We start from the raw sequence: 22512 nt of genomic DNA, 5'->3' as shown, positions 1-22512 counted from the left end.
TTGTTCTTATTCAACTGTAACAGATTTTGCTAAATTTCTTGGTTGATCTACGTTACAACCTCTTAATACAGCAATATGATATGATAATAGTTGAAGCGGAATAGTTGCAAGTAATGGTAAAAATGCTTCATTTGCATCAGGTATTTCAATACAATAATCAGCCATTTTTTTTACTTCAATATCCCCCTCTGTAACTATAGCTATAACTACACCCTTTCTAGCTTTAACCTCTTGAATATTACTAATTACTTTTTCATAAGATGAGTTTTTAGTTGCAATCACAACAACAGGCATTTCCTCATCAATTAAGGCAATTGGGCCATGTTTCATTTCTGCCGCCGGGTAACCTTCAGCATGTATGTACGAGATTTCCTTTAGTTTTAATGCGCCTTCTAGCGCAACTGGAAAGCCGCTTCCTCTCCCTAAAAATAAACAGTTCCTAGAATCCTTAAATTTCTCAGAAATTTCCTTAACAATATCATTAGATTTTAAGGCGATTTGTATCTTATCGGGAATAGAATCAAGCTCGGTTAATAATTCAATCAATTTAGAACTGGTAATTGTTCCCCTTTGCTGACCGATATAAAAGGCTATTAGTGTTAATACAGTAACCTGTGCAGTAAATGCTTTAGTTGATGCCACTCCAATTTCTGGCCCCGCGTGAGTATAAACCCCTGCGTGAGTAAGTCTTGGGATTGAAGCCCCAACTACATTACAAATGCCAAAAATGGTTGCACCTTTTTCTTTAGCCATTTCTATTGCAGCCATTGTATCTGCAGTTTCTCCAGATTGAGATATCGCAATTACCACATCTTTTTCGGTTATGATTGGATTTCTATACCTAAATTCTGAAGCATATTCCACTTCAACGGGTATACGAGCATATTCTTCAATTAAATATTCACCAACTAAGCCAGCATGCCAAGATGTGCCACAGGCAACAATAATTATACGATCAATGTTTTTAAGCTTATCAACGAACTCCTTAATACCTCCAAGTTGAACCTTACCTTCTTCTGGATAAATCCTTCCTCTCAAACAATCCCTAATCGAACGGGGTTGCTCATAGATTTCTTTTAACATAAAGTGATCGTAACCACCTTTCTCCAGCATCTCAAGCTTAAGTTCTAGTTCTTGTATATAGGGTGTTTGAACAACATTGTCTAAGCGTTTTATCATCAATTCATCGCGTTTTAAGAATGCGATTTCATTGTCGTTAAGATAAATTACATTTTTTGTATATTCTATAATTGGTGTAGCATCAGAAGCGATAAAATATTCTCCTTGGCCAACTCCAATTACCATTGGACTTCCTTTTCTAGCAGCAATCAGTTGGTCGGGATTATCTTGATCCATTACTACTATAGCATAGGCCCCACTAACTTCCTTTAATGCTAGTCTAACAGCTTCTAATAAATCATTATGTTCATTCTTGTAAATCTCTTCTATTAAATGAATTAATACTTCTGTATCAGTGTCGCTATTAAAAATATGCCCCCTGCTTAAAAGCTCTTCTTTTAAAACAGCATAATTTTCTATAATGCCATTATGAATAATGGATAACCTACCATTGTTTGAAGTATGAGGATGTGAATTTCTATCTGAAGGAGCTCCGTGTGTAGCCCATCTAGTATGGCCCATCCCAATTGTTCCCGCTAAGTCTTTCCCTTCAGCAAAATTTTCAAGTTCATTAACTTTGCCTGCTTTCTTAAAGATATTTAGATCGCCATTATTAATTAAGGCAATTCCAGCACTATCATATCCACGATACTCTAATCTTTTTAGTCCTTTAATTACAATGGGCCAAGCTTCTCTAAAGCCAATATAACCTACAATTCCACACATATATAGTCCTTTTAGTTCTTGAAAAATAAAACCCCTCGAAAATAGTTAATTTCCGAGGGATTTTAGAAGTTATAAAATTATTTATATCTCTAATTTATCTTGGTATAATAAATATTTAATTTCATTAGATTATCACCAGCAACTGGATTCTTTTTATATGAACCAATAACGGCTCTAGATGCTGTTGCTATTGAAGGAAATACTTCAAATTCTGTTGAAGGTGTAGCGGCTAAGAAGGTTCCATAATCTATGGTTTTGCCATCCAGAAGGTCTTGTACGTATGCTGAAACATTAAAAATATATTGTTTAGTTAAAACATTGTAATAACCTCCAAAAGTGCCACTGTAACGAGGGTCAGGGCTTGAAGTTGAAGATCCGGCATTGTTGTCTGGTAAATTCTGTCTTTTTTCAGCAATGTCATACCTATAAAGTGCTAACCTAGGGGCAGCGTTATAAGGAATAGCATCAGAGCCTGAACTTAGGTCAATAACAAGTTCAGCTTTGTTGACTACGATTTTGCCTGTGCTTGCAGCAAATTTGCTTAAGTATGGGAATGAGATCTTGTTCCTTAGGCCAGATAGTGGTTGTAAATATGTAACTGGATATTGTATACTTGGATTTGATAATTGTGTGGCAACAGGTGTGCCTGTATAATCATGCTTAATTGTTGCAGCAACTGGATTTGTGCTAGCTACTATTGGAAAATCTATAGAAACCGTATCTTTTAAGCCAGTGCTTACATTTGCTTTTTTATAGTATAAAACAAGAGATGAGGAAGCACTACCAAAGTCAAAAAACATTATACCACCGTTACCGGTAGAGTTTGTTTTGTTTATTTGTACATGTAAGCCATTAAAAAACCTTGTAAAATTTGCATTGTATTTTAAATTCTCTGCACTTATATTAACAATGTTTTCTTGAATAAATGTTTTATCTAAAGGTATTCTTATTTGAGGACTAACTGTTCTAAGTGTGTCTGCCTTTCCCGCAACAACATCTGTTACTTTATAAGCTGTTGTTGGACGTAATTTACCAGTTTTATTGCCTAAAAGTGTTGAATAAGACCAATCTCTATCGCTTAAAAAAGAAGTTTCTCTGGATATATTTACATTTAACTGATGAACATCAATACTGTAATTAGCGGTACTGTCTCCATAAAATTGACCACCATACTTTAAAACTAAAATAGCTGAGTCAACAACAGGTGTTGTCCCGAAGTTGTAAGCATCCACTGGCAGGTTTACTGCCATAGCCAAGCTTGATTCTGTTGTGCCAAATATAGGGTCTTTTAAAAATCCCATTGGAAATCTAGCGGCAGTTACCGTAGATGTAATGTCGTCTTTCAATGTTCTAGAACTAATGGTAATAGTATCAACCAAAGCTCCTTGTACAGCGATACTCGGGTCAACTTCTAAACCAATTGTAGAGGAATTTTCGCATGAAGCGAAAAGAAAAAGACTTATCAACAGGGTTAATAAGTCTAGTTTTATAAATTTCATATTTGTTATTAAAATAATGCTTCTTAAGCTACTGAAACCAATTCTTCATCAGAGATTTCTTCATAAAAACTGAAGAAGTTCTCGTAATTTTCGGTTAAATTAAAGGCTAAAGTTGGCTTATTAGAATCTTTAACAAATTTTAACACATCATTGTCAATCTTTTCATCAGCTAAAACTACTGCGTCTGAATGAGTTATGGCTCCAATGTGTAAACTATTACTATCTGCTTTAATAAATGCTTTTGTATCTTCTTCAGTCATATTTTGCATCACAGCTTTTTTGTGCAAATCAGCATTTAAAGTTTCTGTAAAACAGTTTTCATAAACCGAATAAACAACTTTGGCATTTTTAAATGTTGGGTCGTTTTTATAAGTAGTTTTAATATAAGCAGGCACTAAAGAAGTCATCCAGCCATGGCAATGAACAATATCTGGTGCCCAGCCTAATTTTTTAACAGTTTCTAATGCTCCTTTACAGAAGAAAATAGTACGTTCGTCATTGTCTGCATAAAATTTGTTTTCCTTGTCTCTAAAAACATACTTTCTTTGAAAATAATCTTCGTTGTCTAAGAAATAAACCTGCATACGTGCGGCAGGAATTGAGGCTACTTTAATAATTAGCGGATTGTCATTATCATCAATAATAATGTTCATTCCTGATAATCGAATAACTTCGTGTAACCTGTTTCTTCTTTCATTGATGTTACCAAACCTAGGCATCAAGATGCGGATTTCGAATCCTTTTTCTTGCATCGCTTGAGGCAGTTGACGGGTAATTTCAGAAATTTTAGTAAGTTCGAGGAAAGGCGACATCTCGTGTGTAACAATCAGTAGCTTCGTTTTTGCCATCTCCATAGTGTATATTAAATTATGTTAATTTAAAGATTATCAAGGTGCAAAGGTACGAATAATATTAACATTTATCAATAACTTGTGCAATAGGCTTTGTAAGTTTTAGATAATTGTTCAACTTTGAGCCTTTAAAAACCAATTGATAATTTGGAAATCACAAATACAATCTCAGCATTACAAATGTTGTTAATGCCTTTACAAATGGCAAAATCTAAAGTTGCGTTAGTACCTACCATGGGTGCATTACATAAAGGGCATCTCTCATTAATTAAGATTGCGCAACAGCATGCTGATGTTGTTGTATGTAGTATTTTTGTAAATCCTACTCAATTTACAGATCCAAAAGATTTAGAAAAATACCCACGTCCGCTTGAACATGATATTAAAATGCTGCAAGAGGCGGGATGTAATTTTGTATTTATGCCAACAGTAAAGGAAATGTACCCTAGTTTTCCAACACCAGAAAATTGGTATATTGACCTAGGAGCTGCTGAGTTTTTATTGGAAGGCGAGTTTAGGAAAGGCCATTACCAAGGTGTAACTCAAATTGTAAAGAAACTTTTTGATGCAGTTGGGCCTGATGTTGCATTTTTCGGTCAAAAAGATTTCCAGCAGGTGCTAATGATTAAACGAATGGTGAAGCATTTTAATATGCCCGTTGAAATAGTTTCTTGTCCAATTATAAGAGAAGATGATGGGTTAGCCATGAGCTCTAGAAATATTCATTTATCTAAAACAGATAGGGAACATTCTTTAATATTAAGCAGGGCATTAAAATATGTAGCAGATAATTTCAACAAATCTGATTTGACTGACTTGCTATTAAAAGCTAAGGCAATGATTAATGAGATGCCTGGTGTAGAATTAGATTATCTTACCATTGCAGAAGGCGAAACTTTATTGCCAATTGCTAATAAACAAGTTAAAAATCCAATAGCGCTTGTTGCTGCCAAAGTAGGTGAAACTCGTTTAATCGATAATATGCTTCTTAATTAGATTTAAGTTTTGACTTTGAGCTGAGAACTTGCAGCTCCAAACTGTAAAACTTTATTCATAGCTTTGCACAATGATTATCGAGATTTTAAAATCGAAAATACACCGCGTTAAGGTAACACAAGCAGAATTAAATTATGTTGGTAGCATAACTATAGATGAAGATTTATTAGATGCAGCCAATATCATTCCTAATGAGAAGGTTCAAATTGTTAACAATAACAATGGCGAACGTTTTGAAACTTACGCAATTAGAGGTGAACGTGGTAGTGGTATGATTTGTCTAAATGGAGCTACAGCTCGCAAAGTGCAGGTTGGAGATATTCTGATTATTATGTCTTATGGTTCTTTGCCAATGGAAGAAGCAAAAAAATATCAGCCAATTCTTGTTTTCCCAGACGACAATAATCGTCTGCTAAAATAATTGTAGAATTTAGTTGGCTCTATTCTCTTCCTCGCTTCTTTTGTTTTCCTTACTTTTGTAAGTAGAGGTGCCAAAGTTGTACGTTAAGCTAAAAACCAAGCGTTGTGCGCCAAAATAATGATACATATCATTATTAATAATGCTTTTTTCCCTGAAAATCAATCTTCTTTTGATGTTGTCGAAGGCATCGTAAAGCGTAAGCTTGGTGTTGAGCTTGTTTTTGAACCAAGCTTTTTGCAAACCAAAATCAATTCCGTAAACAGGTTTAAATATGTAAAGACCGTTGCCACTTTTTGATTCGTAACTATAGCCAACATCCAACAACCAATCTTTTAAGTTGAAAACTTGACTGCCGTTAATCGTATAGTTAAATACACCAATACGGTAGGTTTGATTGAAGTAAGGAGTTAGCTCCTTGTTGTAATAAAACCCAACATTGTTGTTCATTCGCCACCATTTATTAATAATTAAGGGTGAACTTAACTGCAGGTTTGCAAAATTTCTGTAGGGAAGATTTCGACCTAAAAAAATTAGTTCATTTGTAGCTGGATTGTATTCGGGGTAACGGGCGAGGACATCTGTTTCTCGTCCAGCATTTAATGAAATGTTAATCGCTTTCCTATTATACGCCAATGCGAAAAGATTAGTTGTTGATGGTTGTAGGTATGGGTTTCCTATCCAATAATGGCGTGGACTGTAGTAAAAACGGAAGGGATTTAAAGCTGGGAAAGTTGGTCTTGTTAGCCGCCTACTGTAACTGAAGCTAAGTTGCTCAACATTGTTAATACTATAAGTAATGTTGAGGCTAGGCAGCCATTTCAAATACCTTCTTTCTGTAGCCATATTGGTCGTTATCGAATTGGCCATTGTATGTGTATATTCTGCTCTTAAACCCAAGCTATAATTGATTTTATCCCATTTGCCTAGATAAGAGAGATATCCGGCGGTAATATATTCACGATAATGGAATTCATTACTACGCTGGGCATCTAAGTTAAAAACCGCATTAACCAAAGTGTAATAGCGAAGATTATTTTGAGTAGTAGTGTAGGCAAATTTACTACCAAATTCCAATTTAGCTATTCCTATGGCTTGGCTGTAATCTGCTTGTGCAGTGTGGATCAAGATATTGTTCGTAGAATTGGTTTTCCAATAATTTAGCCGTTCATTGCTCAATTCATTCCAATTTTGAATGTCCTCGGTTTGTCGACTGTCTATTTGAGCCAAAGAAGCAATTACATGAAGCTCACTATTTTTAAACTTAGCATCGTAATTAAGTCCACCTGCGTAATTATGCTGTTTGGGTAATGCATTATTGCTGCCGTTAACATGTGCAATTTTATGTGCTAAGTTGCTAGTTTGTGTAAGTAATTGATTGTCTGTTACCGCATTTCTGTCAACTTGAAAGGTGCGGGCAAAGACCTCTAAACTTTGTCCTTTTTGCAATTCGTAAGCCATTCTTGCCTGCACATTAAAGTTCTGGTTGGAAGTGACGGTTCGTGTATCAGTAGTCATGGCATTTCTATTAGGCAAGTACTGTAATGCATAGTATTTGTAAAAGGTGCTTCCAGTGATATGACCCAATTTTAAGTCGTAGATAAACCTGTTTGTTTTATAAGTAAACGATAGGTTATTGTCGAGTAAGCTATAGTTGTTTCGCTGAAACCTAGCATTATATATTCCTTTTAACCCTAAAGATTGATTTCTTTTTAGTTTAACGTCAATAATGCCTTGATATTCGCCATCATATTTTGAGGAGGGCTGGCTAATTAATTCAATGGATTCAACCATTTCAGGAGCTAAGCTGTTTAAGTAAGCCTGAATTTCATCATTATTCATATTTATCGGTTTTCCGTCAACAAACAATGTTGGGGTAGCTCTACTGGCCATCAACATTGTTCCGTCTTGGTTAATTTGTAATCCAGGGAGTTTTCTAAGTACATCCATTAAATTAGAAGCAGACTTAAAAAAAGGATTGTTAGCAATACCAATTTTTATTTGGCCATTCATAGCACTAAAGTTTGGGGTTCCGCTAGTAACTGATATTTCTTTGAGTAGATTAAGATCTTCGTTTATTAAAACATTACCTAGTGCCAAGGTTCTTGAATCATCCTTATTAACGGTTAATTCTTTATGCAGCTTTTGATAGCCAATTAAGGTGGCAGATAAAATGTATTTCCCATTAGGTACCTCCTTAAATTCAAATAAACCCAATGTATCGCTATTGGTATTTTTAATCAGGGTTGGTTGGTCTTGATATACCAATGTTAAATTTGCAAACGATACGTCTTGATTGGTTTTTGCATCAACCAGTCTTCCTTTAATAGTTTGTGCATGTAAGTATGTGCCTGTAAACAAGCAAAAGCATAATAATACCGATTTAATCTTCATGTGTTTTGGTTTTATGGAATGTTCCAAAACTAGAAGCGAAGAGGCCAGAATAGGTTTTGATTTTCAGATTTGGGAGTTCTGAATTATAAATTCAGACAAATCTTATGTGATCAAATAGTTGATAACTGTTCTTTATAAAGCGTAGGGGTTGTATGGGTGTGTTTTTTAAAAGCAGCATAAAAGGTAGATTTTGAGTTGAACCCAACCTCATAACCAATTACTTCTAACTTAATAGGAGTATTGTTAGCAATCAGCTGGCAAGCTTCGTTTATACGATACTCATTAATATAGGCCGCAAAACTTTTACCTAAGTTATCATTAAGAAGTTGTGATAATTGATGACTTGAAATGTTGATCTTTTGAGCAAGGTCATTGAGCTTAAGGTCAGGATTTTTATAGAGTTCTTGTTCTAATATGATTTGCGTAAGTTTCTCTTTCAATACAAGCGCCCGCTCATCTTCAATTTTTTTATTGGCATAACGCTCTGGGTCTTGACTATCTGAAAAAAAACTGCTTGTTTTTCTTTTGCTAATAAATAAGAAAACATTTAGATAAAGAATAAGAGAGAAAAATAGGGCCCCACTAATGCAGGGCCCATTAAAAAATGAGAAAACAGATAGCTTAAATGCTACTGGGATCACTAGATTACCTATAAATACAGATAATAATAATTTTTCTGTTGAGGAGGTATTTTCCTTAACATTAAAAAGCTTTGAGAAAATATTGCGTAATAACCAACCTGATCGTATAATATAAATAGTGAATTGAGCAGAAATTATTGTTCCGATATAATTATTCCATATATCAGGCCTATTATCATAAGGGATAATGATGCTGGCAATTACAATTGCCATAAACCAAAACAGATAAGTCCATTTATGGATGGAGGTAATTTTGGCGCTTTGACCTAATGTCGATTTGATAAAATAAAACAGAGATGGTCCAGCAAAAGAACTTCCCAAAACACCTATTTGGATATAAATACCGGGCAATGAAGGGTAGAAATAAAAGATAAAAGACTTTCCAATCTTTAAGGAAAGCGCCAAAAGCAATAAACCTAAAAAACAAGAAGTTGTTGATTTGGCTTTTTTGAAAAATAGCAAGTAAATACTGATTATAAAACCATTAAATACCCCTAAAGCACTAAAGAAAAACAATATTTGTTGAGCCAGATTCATTTAAACAAAAATAACAATCTTAAGCTAACCTAGCATTTTTAACTCATAATGATTTGTCAGTAGAATATTAATCTGGCAGCCATGGTCAGAATAGGCTTATAAGGATGGATATTATAGAAAAGTTGCAGGTTGCTCTTTAAACCAGTTGCCAGAGGGATAAATATTGCATTGTAAACAACATCCAGTAAAGCCAAAATAAATAGTAAATAATCGGTAGTAATTTTCTTATCTTAGCATAAACATTGCTCTTCTAGCAATCGAGTTCGCTCAAAGCGCTTCACCTCCTTTCTTTTCAATCCATCAAGTCCAGGTCAAGTCCAAGTTATATCCAAGTCAAGTCCAAGTTATATCCACCCTTCCCTTAGTCTCCCCTTAACTGTCCAATAGTGATACGCCTATACTGCCTTAGTTCTTAGAGACTATAGTACAACTAGGAGACAAAAGAATAGGTTTAGGATAGGGCCTGAGTAATGCCATAGAGGAAGATGGAGGTAGAATGAAAATTATTGATTTTCTATTAATTAATTTATCCTTTATGCTACCCATGACCAAGTATGGGTTAAGACGGATCATCAATGAAACATCTCTTCGACAAACCTTCATTATAGAAGTATATAAAATCTATGTAAAGTCCAGATTATGCAATAAATATATGGACTTACTATGGAGTTACCTAAGATCAAGGCAATACTACGATACGCCATTCTCACTATTAAGGAATCGCGGCAAAGGCAGCCCCATTCGGTTATCGTTAATATGGGTTAACTCTGGCAGACAATTGAGGTATAATTACTCCATATGTTCTGGTAGTGATCTTTTCTCACCAACCTAAAAATTTTTCTTATTTAAAAAGCATAATCCCTGCTTTTCGGATAATTTGTCCTGCCACCGTTTCTGCCAGAAAATGGCACCCGCTTATGTCAGGTTTATTTAAGTTAAACCTGTAGTGTTTAGGTAGGGAAACTCTTATAATAGCAAAAAACCTCTTTGAAATAAGTCCTGCCTGTCTGGCGGGCAGGTTGATTCTAGCGAACACGAATCCTGATTTTCTTCTGGAGCGTAAAGCGAAAGTAGGGAGTACTTTGTTGTTTTGCAATGCTTTTGTCCTACTAAACCCTTGAAGCTTGTTTAAATAAAGCATTATAAATTTGATTAAAAAATTACTATGCAGCCATAGTAATTTCATTAAGAAATACTAAATTTGGCAACGCTAACCTTTTATAAACTTTAATTATGCTTTTTGAGTTAAGTGAAGAACAAGTAATGATACAGCAGGCGGCAAGGGACTTTGCGCAGACTGAGTTAAAACCTGGTGTTATCGAAAGAGACGAAAATCAAAAATTCCCAGCAGAGCAAGTAAAAAAACTAGGGGAGTTAGGTTTTTTAGGAATGATGGTAAATCCAAAGTATAATGGAAGTGGCATGGATGCTGTTTCTTATGTTTTGGTAATGGAAGAGCTTTCAAAAGTTGATGCGTCTGCTTCTGTTGTGGTTTCTGTTAATAATTCGCTTGTTTGTTACGGATTAGAAGCTTATGGAAATGAAGCGCAAAAAGAAAAATATTTAAAGCCGTTGGCGTCGGGAGAAAAGATTGGCGCATTCTGTTTATCTGAGCCAGAAGCAGGGTCTGATGCCACATCTCAACAGACTACAGCCGAAGATATGGGTGATTATTACCTATTAAACGGCACAAAAAACTGGATTACAAATGGAAGTACTGCCAGTACATATTTAGTAATTGCACAAACCCATAAAGAATTAAGACATAAAGGGATTAATGCTTTTATTGTAGAAAAGGGAACACCTGGATTTACCATTGGTCCGAAAGAAAATAAATTAGGAATTCGTGGCTCTGATACACATTCATTAATGTTTAATGATGTAAAAGTTCCAAAAGAGAATAGAATTGGTGATGACGGGTTCGGTTTTTCTTTTGCAATGAAAACTTTAGAAGGTGGTAGAATCGGCATAGCTGCGCAAGCATTGGGTATTGCTGCTGGTGCTTACGAATTGGCTTTAGCCTATTCGAAACAACGTAAATCTTTTGGTAAGCCAATTTCAGACCATCAGGCAATTGCGTTCAAATTAGCAGATATGGCTACGCAAATTGAAGCAGCGAGGATGTTGGTTTACAAGGCAGCTTGGTTAAAAGACCAAGGTCAATCTTATACTTTAGCAGGTTCTATGGCTAAGTTATTTGCTAGTAAAGTAGCAATGGATGTTACTGTTGAGGCAGTACAAATACACGGCGGTTATGGTTTTGTGAAAGAATATCACGTAGAAAGAATGATGAGAGACGCGAAGATTACGCAGATATACGAGGGTACATCAGAAATACAAAAGATGGTAATTAGTAGGAGTATTCTAAGTAAATAACCCCTAAATCTCCTGAAGGAGAATTGGTTCTTGTAAACAAAAGCCACAAGGAAAATATTTCTTTGTGGCTTTTGTGGTTAATCCTTTTTAGACTTACTTTTTATCTACTCCAAAAATAGAATCCAAAATCATTTTGATTACAGAAACTGCAATTGCTAAAATTGCGGCGGCTAAAAATCCTGATGTATTAAACCCAGTCATCCAATTATCCACCAGTAAAATCATCAATACAGTAATAATAAATGAGATTAGGCCAAGTGTTAATACATTTAGAGGGAAAGTAAAAACCCTTAATAATAATCCGATAGTAGCATTAGCAATGGCAATTAAAACTGCAGCAATAATTGCACTTCCATAGCCATCAACACTTACACCAGGCACAAGGTAAGAGCCAAGCATCATTGCCAAGCCCATTAATAAAATTTCGAGTATTAATTTCATAATGTTAATTTAGTTATATGTTTAAATATATAAAGTTTTTAGCAGTTGTTATTTGTGCTGCTTTAATTGCTTGTAACGCTACAAATAGCAAGCCACTATCTATTCGGTTTTCTTCTGATAGCAATAGCATTATTATTGCCAATATTAATGAAGCAGGATTATATCAACTTAAAGCTAATATCAATACAGATAGCAACTACCAAAAATTAGTTTCTGTTTTGCGGACCCCTGCTGAAGACGATTCGACAAGTATGGAAATAGAATGGCCCGGAAAATTAAGCGTAGCAGGTGATAGTTTAATATTTACCCCAAATTTTCCCTTCGAGAGAAAGAAGGTATATTTAGTAGAAACAATACTAAATGCACACTTTGCAAGTGGTAAGGAAATTATAAAATCTAAAGTTGGCTTTAAGGTAAAAGCGCAACAACAAATATTGCAGCGGTAGGTATTGTCCTCATTTTCAAATGCATTTTTGATTTTGAAAAAATAATTCGTACATTTGCACCGTAATAGAGGAAGAAGAGGGGACAGTGTCCCCTCTTTTCTTTTACAACAAATTAGGATATGCAGGTAGAAAAAAGAGTTAAAGAACTTGTAGAAGAAAAGATTGCCGACAAACCTGAATTGTTTTTGGTGTCAATAAAAATGTTGCCAAATAACAAGTTGATTATTCACGTAGATGGTGATGAGGGGATAAGCATACAAGATTGTGCGGCAATTAGCAGGCATGTTGGCTTTCATTTGGAAGAAGAAAATACGATTGAAAAAGCTTATAATTTAGAAGTTTCATCCCCTGGTGTTGGTGAGCCGCTTTTATTAAATCGTCAATATGATAAAAACATTGGCAGAGATTTGAGCGTTAAGTTGGCAGATGGGAAAATGAAAGAAGGGAAATTGCTTGCCGTTAACGATACTGCAATTATAATAGAAGAAAAAGTAAAAGAAAAAGGTAAAAAAGTTCAACTGGTAGAAGCCCAAATTGAATTTAATAATATAGTAGAAACAAAGGTTTTAATTTCATTTAAATAAAAAAATGAGCAATATTAACTTAATCGATTCATTTCAGGAGTTTAAAGACTTCAAGAATATCGACCGCCCTACAGTAATTAGTGTGCTGGAAGAGGTATTTCGCAGTATGTTGCGTAAAAAATATGGCACAGACGAAAACTGTGACGTAATCGTGAATCCAGATAACGGGGATTTGGAAATCTGGAGAACTCGGAAAGTAATGGAGGATGGTTTTTCTGAGGATGATGATCTAGAAATTGAACTTGCAGAAGTGAAATTATTAGATGCCGATATGGAAGTTGGAGATGACTACATTGAGCAAATCACATTAGAAAGTTTTGGTCGAAGAGCGATTTTAGCTGCTCGTCAGACTTTGGTTTCTAAGGTTTTAGAGTTAGAAAAAGACGAAATCTTCAAAAAATATAAAGATAGAGTTGGCGAGATTGTAACCGGTGAGGTTTATCAAGTTTGGAAAAAAGAAACTTTGGTATTAGATGATGAAGGCAATGAATTAATGATGCCTAAAACAGAGCAAATTCCGGCTGATTATTTCAAAAAAGGAGATTCGGTTCGTGCTGTAATTTCTAAAGTTGATATGGTTAATGCAACTCCAAAAATTATCATCTCTAGGATTGCGCCTGAGTTTTTGCAACGTTTATTCGAAATTGAAGTTCCAGAAATTTTTGATGGTTTAATTACCATTAAGAAAATTGTTCGTGAACCAGGAGAGCGTGCTAAAGTTGCTGTAGAATCTTATGATGATAGAATTGATCCAGTAGGTGCTTGTGTTGGTATGAAAGGTTCTCGTATTCACGGAATCGTAAGAGAATTAAAAAATGAAAATATTGATGTAATTAACTTTACAAATAATGTTTCACTATACATTCAACGTGCTTTAAGCCCTGCAAAAATCACATCTATTAAATTGGATGACGCTACAAAACATGCTTCGGTTTACTTAAAACCAGATCAGGTTTCATTGGCAATTGGTAGAGGTGGACATAACATTAAATTGGCAGGTAAATTAACCGGATATGAAATTGATGTTTATCGTGAAGCTGGCGAAGAAGATGAAGATGTGGATATCGAAGAATTCTCAGATGAAATTGATAGCTGGATCATTGATGAATTGAAAGCTATTGGTTGTGATACAGCAAAAAGTGTATTAGCTTTATCTGTTGATGAATTAGTAAAAAGAACCGATTTAGAAGAGGAAACAATTAAAGAAGTAATTGGTATTCTTCAGTCGGAATTTGAATAAACGTTGTATGCTTGAATAAACAAGGAATAAACGTTACTTTTGTATATAATTAGTAAAAAAATAGGATAATAGATGTCAGACGACAAAGCCGTAATTTTATTTAAAGCAGCCAAAGAGCTTAACATAGGAATTGCTACAGCAGTAGAATTTCTTGGTAAGAAGGGCTTTGCTGTGGAAAATAAGCCCACTACAAAACTTTCTAAAGAAATGTATGATACATTGATGAGAGAGTTTCAGGGGGATAAAATCGTAAAAGAAGAAGCCAATCAGATAGTTATAGGTAAAATACGTCGTGACGAACCCGAAGCAGCTGAGAGAGCTCCTGAGGTGCCTAGTAAAAAACAAGATTTTGAAAACGAAGGTATCTTAATCAAGAATCTTCATTCATATACTCCTCCGGTTGAGAAGCCTAAGGAAGAAAAACCTGTTGAGGCAAAACCAGTTGAGCCAGTTAAGGCTCCTGAACCAGTTGTTGCTAAAGAAGAAGAAGGTTCTTTACCAGGTGTGAAAATTGTTGGTAAAATAGATCTTAGCAACTTAAATAGTAAAACTCGTCCTGATAAAAAGGAAGAGCCAGCTCCTGTAGTTGAGGCTAAAAAAGAAATACCAGCTCCCGAAGCACCAAAAGCTCCTGCGCCAGTTGCAGAGAAACCTGCGCCTGTTGAAGTAGCTAAAACACCTGCTCCAGAAGTAAAAGCACCAGTTGAAGAAGTAAAGGTTGAAGAAAAACCAAAAGCTGCTGAACCAGTTGCCCCAACTCCTGTTGCCGAGGTTAAAGAAACTCCAGCAGAGGATGAAGTAATTAAAGCTCGTTCGGTTAAATTATCAGGGCCAAACATTATTGGTAAAATTGTATTGCCAACAACTCCTGATCGTAGAAACCAACCTGTAGCATCATCTGGCGATAGTGAAGCCGCGAAACGTAAACGCAAGCGCAAGAAAACTCCTGGTGGGCCAAATGCCCCTCAACAAGCACAAGGTGGTAATCAAGGTGGACAAAGCCAACCTCAGCAACAAGGACAACAAACTCCTCGCCCTGCAGGTACTGGTGTCCCAGCTAATAGACCAGATTTTAGAAATAATACCAACAATACGGCTGGTGGTCGTCCAAACTTTAGAAATGCTAGACCGGGTGCCCCATCAACAGGCGGTGCTAAAGAAGAACCAACAGAAAAAGAAATACAAGATCAGATTAAAGCAACACTTGCTCGCTTAAGTGGAGCAGGTAAATCTGGTAAATTTGCACAAAGAGCAAAATTACGTCGTCAAAAACGTGATGATGTTGCATTAACTGCAGAGGAAGCAGCAGCAGAAGAGCAATTACAATCTAAAGTATTAAAAGTTACAGAGTTTGTTACGGCAAATGAATTGGCTAATATGATGGATGTACCAGTTACCAAAATTATTGGTACTTGTATGAGCTTAGGAATGTTCGTTTCTATTAACCAGCGTTTAGATGCAGAAACTTTAACCATTGTTGCTGATGAATTTGGTTATGAAATTCAGTTTGTAAAAGCTGATGAAGAAGCTGATAGTGTAATTGAAGAAGAAGATGCACCTGAAGATTTAGAGACTAGGGTTCCTGTGGTAACCATCATGGGTCACGTAGATCATGGTAAAACATCATTGCTAGATTATATTCGTAAAGCGAATGTTGTAGCAGGTGAGGCCGGTGGTATTACACAGCATATTGGAGCTTATAAAGTAACAACTAACTCTGGCAAACAAGTTACTTTTTTAGATACACCTGGTCACGAAGCCTTTACAGCGATGCGTGCTCGTGGTGCCAAAGTAGCGGATATTGCAATTATTGTTATTGCTGCGGATGATGCAGTGATGCCTCAAACTAAAGAAGCAATTAATCACGCACAAGCTGCTGGAGTACCTTTAGTATTTGCATTTACAAAAATAGATAAGCCAGGTGCTAACTCAGATAGAGTAAAAGAACAATTATCTGCAATGAATATCTTGGTTGAAGATTGGGGTGGAAAATTCCAATCGCAAGAAATCTCAAGCAAAAGCGGATTAAATGTTGATTTGCTTTTAGATAAAGTATTATTAGAAGCTGAGTTATTAGAATTACAGGCTAACCCTAATAAACGTGCAACAGGTACGGTTATCGAGGCAACTTTAGATAAAGGTCGTGGTATTGTAACTACAGTATTGGTTCAAGCTGGTACATTAAGAGTTGGAGATCCAATCTTGGCAGGAAGTTATAGTGGTAAGGTTAAAGCTTTATTTAACGAACGTGGTGCGAAAGTTTCTGAAGCTGGCCCATCTGTACCAGTACAAGTATTAGGTATGCAAGGTGCACCAACAGCGGGTGATAAATTCAACGCAATGGAGAGTGAGGTTGAAGCAAGAGAGATTGCGAATAAACGTTTACAATTAATGCGTGAGCAAGGTTTGCGTACGCAGAAACATATTACATTGGATGAAATTGGTCGTCGTTTGGCAATTGGTAACTTTAAAGAGTTAAACTTAATTGTTAAAGGTGATGTGGATGGTTCAATTGAGGCATTGGCCGATTCATTGTTGAAACTATCTACTGAAGAGATCCAAATCAATATTATTGGTAAAGCTGTAGGTCAAATTTCAGAATCTGATGTGTTATTAGCATCTGCTTCAGATGCAATCATTATCGGTTTCCAAGTACGCCCTTCGCCAGGTGCTCGTAAATTAGCAGAGGCTGAACAAATTGATATTCGTTTATATTCTATTATTTACGATGCAATTAATGAGATTAAAGCTGCGATGGAAGGTATGTTGGCTCCAGAATTTGAAGAGAAAATTGTGGCTAACGTAGAGATTAGAGAAACTTTTAAAATTACTAAAGTTGGTACCATTGCAGGTTGTATGGTATTAGACGGTAAGATTACTAGAAACAGCAAAATCCGTATTGTGCGTGATGGTGTTGTAGTATATACTGGAGAACTAGCTTCATTAAAACGTTTCAAAGACGATGTTAAGGAAGTTTCCAAAGGTTACGAGTGTGGTCTAAACATCCAAAACTTTAACAATATTGAGGTTGGAGACATTGTAGAGGCGTACGAACAAGTAGAGGTGAAACGTAAATTGTAACATTTCTAATTCTTAAAATATAAGGGAGCGATATTTGTATCGTTCCCTTTTTTGTTTTAAACCTATTGAGTTAAATCCCGTCAATTAATTAATGACTAATACCATCACCACTTTAGAAACTCCCAAGAAAAATTTCGATTTTATAGACTCTATTCGCGGCATTGCCATGTTGGGTATTGTTATTGAACATAGTTCTGCTTTTTGGTTATTAAAGTATGACAGCTATAGTGATAAATTAATCCAGGCAGGATACATGCAATTGTTTAAGTTTGCAACTATTGCCTTCTTTCTTATTAGTGGCTTCCTTATTAATCATAAATTTACTGAATATACCCCCTTACAATACATTAGAAACCGTTTTAAGAATACAATTGGCCCTTGGCTGTTTTGGATTTTTATATACTTAGCAATAAGTATCGGTCAGCGTGTGTTTATGTTCTTAAAATCAGGCGATTCAAAAAACCTTCCGGGTGATTGGTACGATGCAACTATAGGGATGTTTTTTCGAGTGATTTTTCATAGTAACTATTGGTTTATCCTCAATTTTTTAATCTGTATTGCCATTTTGCTCATCTTTAAAAAATACATTTATAAATGGGTTTTTGGTTTGATTTTGGGTTTTATGTCTTTTTTTTATAGCATAAATCTTTATTATGGGTGGATACCAGTAGAACATACAACTGCTTTATTTGGCTTTGTATTTTATCTTTGGCTGGGAATTTTTTTGAATAAGAACTTTGCTGAGGTAAAGCATAAACTAAACAAGCTTTCATTTACTGTAATCATAATTGTCAATATTGTTCTCTTTGTGCTGAGCACATTAGAAACTATACACTTAATGGATTTAGGGATGACAGATCCATTTAACACATTGCGGATAACAAATATATTTTACTCTCTTGGAATGTTTGCGCTATTGTTAAAGATGGGAGATATGAAAGGTGTACAAAATACATTAAATCCTAGACATACTACCTTTGGGATATATCTGCTTCATCAAATATTAATAGATTGGATATTGATTGAAATTGTAAGACCTTTTAATCTTGATTTAAATAGTATATCAGCAGTAAGTGTTGTTGGTTATTCGCTGTTGAGATTCATTTTTACTTATACTTTGGCCTTATTGCTTGCTAAGCTTATTTCAAAGACTAAATTCAAATGGTCAATTGGTTCTAGGTAAAATAAACTATAGGCATTTCTGAAATAGACAGCTGTTTCTTATAGATATACAGGTTAAGGAGACGCTCGCTTAAAAAACCTATTGTACGATTTTGATAAGCATATGGACTAACTTTGATGGTTTTTTCAAGCTCAAATAAAATTGGAAATAGCCATGAACAGTAAGCTTCAATAAACTGTTTGTCAGCCGTAAACATATGATAGCAATGCATGGTATTTCCTGATGAGAAGAAGGTTTTTGCAAATTCAAAATAGGTTGGTGCCAATTTTTCTAAGGCCTCTTCAAAAAGAGCCCAATCCTCTCGCAAGTGATAATATATAAATTGATCTTTAATATTCAAAGGATAAACGCCTAAGCAACCCACACTGCTCGCCTTAGCTAGCACAATTTGTTTTTTGTTTAATTTTTCTAATAGATGATTTTTGATCATTGGTGATGATATTGCATCTAGGTTAGCGTCAGATAAAGATTTAATATAGGCATCTGAGTTAACTTGATTTTTTTTTTGCCGCCAGAAATTTTGCTTTATCTCTACCTCTGGCAAGCTAAAATATCTCCTATAATGTGATAAACCTATATATTGGCTGTCTATTTTATCGAGGTTTTTCCAAATCCAATATAATGCAGTGGTTTCACAAAAGCGACTATTCCTATCTGAGATATTTTCTCCGTCACTATCACTCAAAAAACCTAAATCAATTTGACTTTTGTCTTTACCAACTTGTATAGGTTTAATGAAAGAGCAATTTGGAACGGGATATTCCTTATGGAAAACACTGAAAATGGTTAGGTCTTTATCGTACATTTAATTCATTTTTTGCTGTATGAAGGGCAGCTCCAATTACTTGATGCATATCATAGTATTTGTACTCTGCTAGTCTGCCGCCAAAAATAACATTAGGTTCTAGTTCTTTCAACTTTTTATACTTATTTGCTAGATCTTCATTACTTGTATCGTTTATTGGATAGTAAGGTTCATTTTGTGGTGTCCATTCTAAAGGGTATTCCTTCGTAATAACAGTTTTCGCCTGTTTCCCAAATTCAAAATGTTTATGTTCAACTATACGAGTATAGGGGGTTTCAGAATCAGTATAATTTACAGCAGCAGTTCCCTGGTAGTTTTCGGCATCTAATATTTGATGCTCAAAATTCAAACTGCGATATTGTAAGTGTCCTAACGAATAATCAAAGTATTCATCTAATTTGCCAGTATATACAAGTTTAGGAGCAAGTTTCATTAATTCTTTCTTTTCTAAAAAGAAATCTGTTTCTAACTTTACCTCAATACCTTCAAGCAATCCCTCTATGAGTTTGTTGTAACCACCCATAGGAATACCCTGATATTTATCATTAAAGTAATTATTATCAAACGTAAACCTAATAGGTAAGCGTTTGATAATAAAAGCAGGTAGTTCAGTAGCCTTTCTTCCCCATTGCTTTTCTGTATAACCTTTAATGAGCTTTGTATAAATGTCTGTGCCCACCAAGTTTAGTGCCTGTTCTTCAAGATTTTTAGGTTTTTTAACTAGGTTGTTTTCAACTTGGGTTTTGATAATCAACTTAGCTTCTTCTGGTGTTTTTGCTCCCCAAAGTTGATAAAAGGTATTCATATTGAAAGGCAAGCTGTACATTGTGTCCTTGTAATTGGCTACTGGAGAATAGGTAAATCTATTAAATTCGACGAATGAATTAACGAAATCCCAAATTTCTTTATCGTTAGTGTGAAATATATGTGGGCCATACCAATGGATATTTATACCTTCAATTTCCTTACAAAAAACATTTCCTCCAATGTGCTCTCTTTTATCAATAACTAAACATTTTTTACCTGCTTTAGTCATTTGATGTGCAAATGTTGCTCCGAAAAGCCCTGAACCAACAATGAGGTAATCATAATTCATAGCCATATAGTAACAAATATAATTATTGCCATTATGAAAATATTATTTTATAAAGATTAGTTTTGCTTTAAATGATTTCTATAATAATTGCATCAGTAAACCAAGAACTTTTAGCGGGGTTAGAAGAAAATATTGCCCTAACAATTGGTGTCGATTTTGAAATTATTGCGATAGAAAATAGTAAGGGAGTAAAAGGGATTTGCGAATTATACAATGACGGCGCTTTAAAAGCAAAATATAATCTGTTATGCTTTATGCATGAAGATTTGCTGATCAAAACAAAAAATTGGGGAGAAATTGTAGTTAATCTCTTTAATAGTAACTCAGGTCTTGGTTTAATTGGGGTTGCTGGATCTCAATATAAATCAGTGGCGCCTTCCAGTTGGTATTGTTATGAAAATGAAGCCCCTGAATTACTTAACTTCAATATTATACAACGTTACAAATATGCTAATAAAGAGAAACAGCTACTATATTCAAATCCACATAATGAGAAATTTATAAATGTGGCTAGTATTGATGGAGTTTGGCTATGTTGCACAAAAATGGCAATAGCTACTTATCCGTTTGATGAAAAACTGTTAAAAAAATTCCATGGTTATGATTTAGATTTTTCTTTGGGAATAGGTCAAAAATTTGAAATTGGTGTAACATTCGATATTTTGATTGAGCATTTTTCGGAGGGTTATACAGATAAAACCTGGCTGGAAGAGATTCTCAAAGTTCATACTAAATGGAGCTTTAAATTGCCGATTGATACCGCTAGTTTACCCGATCATAAAATTTTGCTTTTAGAAAAAAGAGGATTTAGGAGTATGATGGGTAGAATGAGGGATGAGGACTTTAAATTCGAAGAAGTTAAATCAATGCTAATGCAGAGCAGGAAATCTAGAGTCATAAAATGGACTTTATTTCTAAAATTATACCTGCATCTAATTAAGATTTTTTTAAAAAAATCTAATCAAATTTCATAAAAATTATGTGACTGCTTTTTTTAATTCTTCCAAATAAGCATAGCCTACTTTCTCATCTGGCTCTAAGTGACAACCTTCACCCCATTCATTCCATGCATTAATAAATAAAAACTGTTCGTTTTTGGGGAAATTATTTTTGGTATAAGAGACCATCTTTTTAGCCCAGGTACCAAATAATTTTGGGTTCGAATCTATATAAATTGTAGCATTTTCCTTTCTCCTAGCGGAATTATCCCAAGACGGACTAATACATCTAAAATATTTGTAGTTTGGTTTTGGCTTGTTAATCATATTATTAACCAATGTAGGGTATGAAAAAACCTTATTGGTAAATTTAGCAGATCTTTTAATGCTCGATTTATGGAGCATTTTACTCACTAAATAACTAAGCATATTTTTCTTTGCTGCTTTTTCGCCACTATATTTTCCATCTGGCGCAAATTCTGTTCCTGCATCAAAACCATGTAAGACAGGATCAATATTTCTTTCGAAGTTCTCTACTCTAATCAAATATAAATCAGGAAACCCCGCTTTTTTTACTTCTTCTCTCCAAATTTCAGAAGCTTCTTTAATATTAGGGTGTAATTCTGTTCTATACATTAAGAAAACAGGTTTTCCATCAATTTTAATATATCGTTCATCTTTAAAGAATGGCATTAGATACTTAATGTGCTTTAAGTCATCATCTAATGAATAGTTTTGTTTCTTTAAAACTTCTTTCTCTTGACCATCCCACGTTCTTGTCCAGTTTTCATTTGCCCAACATAGACAAAATGGTAATTCTGGACTTTTATTAGCCAATAGATTATGTAAAGGTGTTTCTAATAGCAGTTCTCCATTAAACCAGTAATGATAAAAGCAGAAACCATGTAAACCGTATTTTTGAGCTATTTTAGTTTGTTTCTCAAGTACATTATTATCACTCAAATCGTAATAATTATTGTTAATGGGAATGTGAGGCTGGTAATGGTCTTTAAACTTTGGTGTTGCTTTTTTAACATTTGTCCACTCAGTAAATCCTTCGCCCCACCATTCGTTATTTTCTTTAATTTGATGGTATTGAGGAAGATAAAAAGCAATTGGTTTAATGTTGTCCATTATTAAG

The 22512-nt window shown here is 34.8% G+C and carries 18 protein-coding genes; 9 read left to right on the top strand and 9 right to left on the bottom strand.

Annotated elements, in window-relative coordinates:
- Positions 1-6: 6 nt before the first annotated feature.
- The 3 genes from glmS to EZ428_RS01905 all read right to left on the bottom strand — a co-directional run bounded on the left by glmS (position 7) and on the right by EZ428_RS01905 (position 4192).
- A complete protein-coding gene (gene glmS, locus EZ428_RS01915; protein ID WP_131551419.1) occupies positions 7-1845 on the bottom strand; it encodes a glutamine--fructose-6-phosphate transaminase (isomerizing) in 1839 nt (612 codons plus the stop codon).
- 89 nt (positions 1846-1934) lie between these two features.
- The gene (locus tag EZ428_RS01910) at positions 1935-3344 is read right to left on the bottom strand and encodes a DUF4270 domain-containing protein (RefSeq protein WP_131551418.1); all 1410 of its coding nucleotides are present in this window, start codon (positions 3342-3344) and stop codon (positions 1935-1937) included.
- Positions 3345-3367: 23 nt separating this feature from the next.
- The gene (locus tag EZ428_RS01905) at positions 3368-4192 is read right to left on the bottom strand and encodes a glycogen/starch synthase (RefSeq protein WP_131551417.1); all 825 of its coding nucleotides are present in this window, start codon (positions 4190-4192) and stop codon (positions 3368-3370) included.
- 150 nt (positions 4193-4342) lie between these two features.
- On the opposite strand from EZ428_RS01905, the gene panC reads away from it, so the two are divergent.
- Positions 4343-5191: a pantoate--beta-alanine ligase gene (panC, locus tag EZ428_RS01900; protein ID WP_131551416.1), complete on the top strand. Its 849-nt coding sequence runs from the start codon at positions 4343-4345 to the stop codon at positions 5189-5191.
- Between the two features lie 70 nt (positions 5192-5261).
- Positions 5262-5612 (top strand): aspartate 1-decarboxylase, encoded by a 351-nt coding sequence (gene panD / locus EZ428_RS01895; protein ID WP_131551415.1) that lies wholly within the window; start codon positions 5262-5264, stop codon positions 5610-5612.
- Positions 5613-5621: 9 nt separating this feature from the next.
- On the opposite strand, the gene EZ428_RS01890 is transcribed toward panD, so the two are convergent.
- Both EZ428_RS01890 and EZ428_RS01885 read right to left on the bottom strand, forming a co-directional pair.
- The gene (locus EZ428_RS01890) at positions 5622-8003 is read right to left on the bottom strand and encodes an outer membrane beta-barrel protein (protein ID WP_131551414.1); all 2382 of its coding nucleotides are present in this window, start codon (positions 8001-8003) and stop codon (positions 5622-5624) included.
- 110 nt (positions 8004-8113) lie between these two features.
- A complete protein-coding gene (locus EZ428_RS01885; protein WP_165501689.1) occupies positions 8114-8965 on the bottom strand; it encodes a helix-turn-helix domain-containing protein in 852 nt (283 codons plus the stop codon).
- Positions 8966-10414: 1449 nt separating this feature from the next.
- On the opposite strand from EZ428_RS01885, the gene EZ428_RS01880 reads away from it, so the two are divergent.
- Positions 10415-11557 carry an acyl-CoA dehydrogenase gene (locus EZ428_RS01880; protein ID WP_131551412.1) on the top strand — a complete coding sequence of 381 codons (1143 nt, stop codon included), beginning with the start codon at positions 10415-10417 and terminating at the stop codon, positions 11555-11557.
- Positions 11558-11650: 93 nt separating this feature from the next.
- On the opposite strand, the gene EZ428_RS01875 is transcribed toward EZ428_RS01880, so the two are convergent.
- Positions 11651-11998 (bottom strand): phage holin family protein, encoded by a 348-nt coding sequence (locus tag EZ428_RS01875; protein ID WP_131551411.1) that lies wholly within the window; start codon positions 11996-11998, stop codon positions 11651-11653.
- A gap of 17 nt (positions 11999-12015) precedes the next feature.
- On the opposite strand from EZ428_RS01875, the gene EZ428_RS01870 reads away from it, so the two are divergent.
- The 5 genes from EZ428_RS01870 to EZ428_RS01850 all read left to right on the top strand — a co-directional run bounded on the left by EZ428_RS01870 (position 12016) and on the right by EZ428_RS01850 (position 18532).
- Entirely contained in the window at positions 12016-12444 is a 429-nt protein-coding gene (locus tag EZ428_RS01870) for a hypothetical protein (protein ID WP_131551410.1), read from the top strand.
- Between the two features lie 119 nt (positions 12445-12563).
- Positions 12564-13028 (top strand): ribosome assembly cofactor RimP, encoded by a 465-nt coding sequence (gene rimP, locus EZ428_RS01865; RefSeq protein WP_131551409.1) that lies wholly within the window; start codon positions 12564-12566, stop codon positions 13026-13028.
- Between the two features lie 4 nt (positions 13029-13032).
- Positions 13033-14268, top strand: a complete 1236-nt coding sequence (gene nusA, locus EZ428_RS01860) for a transcription termination factor NusA (RefSeq protein WP_131551408.1) — start codon at positions 13033-13035, stop codon at positions 14266-14268.
- A gap of 72 nt (positions 14269-14340) precedes the next feature.
- A complete protein-coding gene (gene infB / locus EZ428_RS01855) occupies positions 14341-17349 on the top strand; it encodes a translation initiation factor IF-2 (RefSeq protein WP_131551407.1) in 3009 nt (1002 codons plus the stop codon).
- Between the two features lie 91 nt (positions 17350-17440).
- Positions 17441-18532 carry an acyltransferase family protein gene (locus EZ428_RS01850; RefSeq protein WP_131551406.1) on the top strand — a complete coding sequence of 364 codons (1092 nt, stop codon included), beginning with the start codon at positions 17441-17443 and terminating at the stop codon, positions 18530-18532.
- Here EZ428_RS01850 and EZ428_RS01845 read toward each other — a convergent pair.
- Both EZ428_RS01845 and glf read right to left on the bottom strand, forming a co-directional pair.
- On the bottom strand, positions 18525-19337 hold the full coding sequence (locus EZ428_RS01845) for a DUF4422 domain-containing protein (RefSeq protein ID WP_131551405.1): 813 nt from the start codon (positions 19335-19337) through the stop codon (positions 18525-18527). The two genes, EZ428_RS01850 and EZ428_RS01845, sit on opposite strands and share 8 nt — an antisense overlap.
- Positions 19327-20439: a UDP-galactopyranose mutase gene (gene glf, locus EZ428_RS01840; protein WP_225870972.1), complete on the bottom strand. Its 1113-nt coding sequence runs from the start codon at positions 20437-20439 to the stop codon at positions 19327-19329. Before glf ends, EZ428_RS01845 begins: the two co-directional genes overlap by 11 nt.
- Before the next feature lie 65 nt (positions 20440-20504).
- Between glf and EZ428_RS01835 the strand changes: the two genes are divergently transcribed.
- Positions 20505-21407: a glycosyltransferase gene (locus EZ428_RS01835; protein WP_131551404.1), complete on the top strand. Its 903-nt coding sequence runs from the start codon at positions 20505-20507 to the stop codon at positions 21405-21407.
- A 3-nt stretch (positions 21408-21410) separates the two neighbouring features.
- Here EZ428_RS01835 and EZ428_RS01830 read toward each other — a convergent pair whose 3' ends face one another.
- Positions 21411-22505 carry a glycosyltransferase WbsX family protein gene (locus tag EZ428_RS01830; RefSeq protein WP_131551403.1) on the bottom strand — a complete coding sequence of 365 codons (1095 nt, stop codon included), beginning with the start codon at positions 22503-22505 and terminating at the stop codon, positions 21411-21413.
- Positions 22506-22512 lie beyond the last annotated feature (7 nt).

The organism is Pedobacter frigiditerrae, from assembly GCF_004331645.1.
Classification (GTDB): domain Bacteria; phylum Bacteroidota; class Bacteroidia; order Sphingobacteriales; family Sphingobacteriaceae; genus Pedobacter; species Pedobacter frigiditerrae.
Note: the sequence above shows the minus strand (reverse complement) of the source record. Positions and strands in the feature narration are given on the sequence as shown.

What these genes read in the sequence shown, in the direction of transcription:
- glmS (WP_131551419.1), bottom strand. Translation starts at nt 1,845, where the DNA reads ATGTGTGGAATTGTAGGTTATATTGGCTTTAGAGAAGCTTGGCCCATT.
- EZ428_RS01910 (WP_131551418.1), bottom strand. Translation starts at nt 3,344, where the DNA reads ATGAAATTTATAAAACTAGACTTATTAACCCTGTTGATAAGTCTTTTT.
- EZ428_RS01905 (WP_131551417.1), bottom strand. Translation starts at nt 4,192, where the DNA reads ATGGCAAAAACGAAGCTACTGATTGTTACACACGAGATGTCGCCTTTC.
- panD (WP_131551415.1), top strand. Translation starts at nt 5,262, where the DNA reads ATGATTATCGAGATTTTAAAATCGAAAATACACCGCGTTAAGGTAACA.
- EZ428_RS01890 (WP_131551414.1), bottom strand. Translation starts at nt 8,003, where the DNA reads ATGAAGATTAAATCGGTATTATTATGCTTTTGCTTGTTTACAGGCACA.
- EZ428_RS01880 (WP_131551412.1), top strand. Translation starts at nt 10,415, where the DNA reads ATGCTTTTTGAGTTAAGTGAAGAACAAGTAATGATACAGCAGGCGGCA.
- EZ428_RS01875 (WP_131551411.1), bottom strand. Translation starts at nt 11,998, where the DNA reads ATGAAATTAATACTCGAAATTTTATTAATGGGCTTGGCAATGATGCTT.
- EZ428_RS01870 (WP_131551410.1), top strand. Translation starts at nt 12,016, where the DNA reads ATGTTTAAATATATAAAGTTTTTAGCAGTTGTTATTTGTGCTGCTTTA.
- rimP (WP_131551409.1), top strand. Translation starts at nt 12,564, where the DNA reads ATGCAGGTAGAAAAAAGAGTTAAAGAACTTGTAGAAGAAAAGATTGCC.
- nusA (WP_131551408.1), top strand. Translation starts at nt 13,033, where the DNA reads ATGAGCAATATTAACTTAATCGATTCATTTCAGGAGTTTAAAGACTTC.
- infB (WP_131551407.1), top strand. Translation starts at nt 14,341, where the DNA reads ATGTCAGACGACAAAGCCGTAATTTTATTTAAAGCAGCCAAAGAGCTT.
- EZ428_RS01850 (WP_131551406.1), top strand. Translation starts at nt 17,441, where the DNA reads ATGACTAATACCATCACCACTTTAGAAACTCCCAAGAAAAATTTCGAT.
- EZ428_RS01845 (WP_131551405.1), bottom strand. Translation starts at nt 19,337, where the DNA reads ATGTACGATAAAGACCTAACCATTTTCAGTGTTTTCCATAAGGAATAT.
- glf (WP_225870972.1), bottom strand. Translation starts at nt 20,439, where the DNA reads ATGGCTATGAATTATGATTACCTCATTGTTGGTTCAGGGCTTTTCGGA.
- EZ428_RS01835 (WP_131551404.1), top strand. Translation starts at nt 20,505, where the DNA reads ATGATTTCTATAATAATTGCATCAGTAAACCAAGAACTTTTAGCGGGG.
- EZ428_RS01830 (WP_131551403.1), bottom strand. Translation starts at nt 22,505, where the DNA reads ATGGACAACATTAAACCAATTGCTTTTTATCTTCCTCAATACCATCAA.